General features: G+C 32.8%; 2 protein-coding genes. Both read right to left on the bottom strand.

Annotated elements, in window-relative coordinates; all coding sequences use genetic code 11:
- Positions 1-284: 284 nt before the first annotated feature.
- Complete coding sequence (locus GIY83_RS11690; RefSeq protein WP_208687064.1) at positions 285-992, bottom strand: DUF2071 domain-containing protein; 708 nt, start codon at positions 990-992, stop codon at positions 285-287.
- A gap of 168 nt (positions 993-1160) precedes the next feature.
- A partial coding sequence (locus GIY83_RS11685) for a S41 family peptidase (protein ID WP_208687062.1) occupies positions 1161-2082 on the bottom strand: 922 nt, incomplete at its 5' end.

Below are 2082 nucleotides of genomic sequence, written 5' to 3'. Positions count from 1 at the left end.
GTAAAAATTAAAAGCCTGATAGATTTAGATTTATCAAGCTTTTTTTGTGGTTCGAAAAATCTTGTATAATTTCAAAAAAAACACAAACTATCAGTGTTTTTAACGAAAATTGGCTCGAATCCCGTTAGACTATTTAGAGTGGAATTTTGCATAACGTATTGGTAAGACAGCGGGTTTAGGACTAAATTATGCCCATTCTTGGGATTTGCCAAATCATCACAAGTCCAAACCAACTTCCCATTAAGCCAATTGCCAAAATCCGTTGTAGCTGTTATAGCCAGTGGTTATTTATCCGTTTCACTTTTCCATTCGTGTTCAATATTTGTCATAACCAATGCGTTGTCAAAAGTTACCGAACCTTTTGGAAAAATCTCTTCGTTTTCAAAAAAGCTTGATTTTACATTTTGAACATTAAGAGGTCGGACTTCCCAATTGTATGCTTTCAATCTTAGTCCGTCAAATTTGTCTTTGTTTGGTGAATATCCAAGGTCGCCATTTTCAAAAAAGTCTGAAGCGTTATTTAATGTTGCAAAAATTGAATTATCGCTAAATACTTTTGTTTCCGTAGCATCAATTAATATTTCGGTGTTGTCTGAACTCTTAAAGGCAATATGATAATTTCCGTTTTTTTCAGCTACATTAAATTTCGCGTAATGGTGTTTTCCTGGAAATACTCGTCCACCAACAAGTGTGTTTAATTTTAGTGAAGTATCTCTGCGTGGAATATAAACTCCTGATTTTGTCATACCATTTTCATCCCATTCCACCGCAATTCTGTGAGCGCCATTTTCAGAGTTTACACCAATAAAGTCAGGAAATCCTTTAGGTTTTATGTTTTTCAGTCTGATTAAGCAAATTCCAACGATAGCTTTGTCTTTGTATAGTTTTGGTCTAAAAGGAAACGGAATAATTTTCTCCACGGATTTTGGGTCAGCTGTGAAGTTGATTAAAATTCTTCTGTCGATATATCCGTGTATTGTCGGAATTTTCATTGTTGTTTCGGTTTTTGTACCATTGGCTATAACGGTTGGGTATTGCCGAAGTCGGGGATTTTTAGCACTAAAGTTCAATCGTTGAACAAATGTTTCACCTTAGACAAAGCTCCAATCTAAGCCATTCAGCCCCACTTTTGGCAATACCTTGTTGTAGGCAGTTTATTGTTATTCGAGTAACCATTCTTTAGATTTTGTTATGATTTTTGTGTTATCTAAAACTTCAACATCAGGAGTTATCTTTCCTATGTATTTTTTCTTTGTTCTATCTTCGCAATAGGCAGTCGCTAAAAGAAGCATTGCTCCGTTTGATAATTTAAAATTTTGATTTGCTGTAGTATAGCCACTTGTTTTTGTTCCAAAAGATTTTGAATTTTCCCTGCCTAACAATGATATTGCTGCCATTTCTCCACTGCTACCTGTTAATGAATCAATTAATACTGCTACCTTGTTATGTAGGTTTTTGCATTTATAGTTGTTTTTAGAAGTACTTTGCCATTTTATTCTTTTTCCTTTTGATACGAAATATCCGACAGTTCCATCTTCGATAATTGGGTTTAGCGCTGCTAACATTGGCCACATATTTCCACCCCCATTTCCTCTTAAATCTACAATCCAGCCTTTTATGGAATATTTTTCATCCAATAATTGAATTTGTTTTCTTAATGTATCTGCATAGATAAAATTATCTTTTTCATTCATCGACAAATGCGCAGGTAGAAAAATATAGCCAATTGAATCATCGATAATTTTTGATGATGGATAATTTAAAGTTGTATCGTTTGATACTATTTTTTTTAAATTAGACTTATCATAATAAAAAGAATGAAAATCTCCGTACTGTCGTAGTTTATCCAGAATTGAAGAAAAGATAATTTTATTTGAATCAACGTCATCCAATTTTGTGATTTTTGTCAAAATATCTCTACGGAATCCTTTCCAGTTTATGGAGTCAGCAACTATTGAGTATTCTTTAATGTATGTCAATATCTCATTGGATACTTTTTTTAACTCCTCTCTATCTTTATTTTGACTATAACAATTAGTCATAAGGATAATTACAAAGAATAGTGTAAATATATACTTCATA

Origin of the sequence: Flavobacterium sp. SLB02, from assembly GCF_009664855.1 — a bacterium.
In the GTDB taxonomy this organism is placed as follows: Bacteria; Bacteroidota; Bacteroidia; order Flavobacteriales; family Flavobacteriaceae; genus Flavobacterium.
Note: the sequence above shows the minus strand (reverse complement) of the source record. Positions and strands in the feature narration are given on the sequence as shown.

Excerpts from the sequence above, each read along its gene's own strand:
- GIY83_RS11690 (WP_208687064.1), bottom strand. The coding sequence starts at position 992 with ATGAAAATTCCGACAATACACGGATATATCGACAGAAGAATTTTAATC.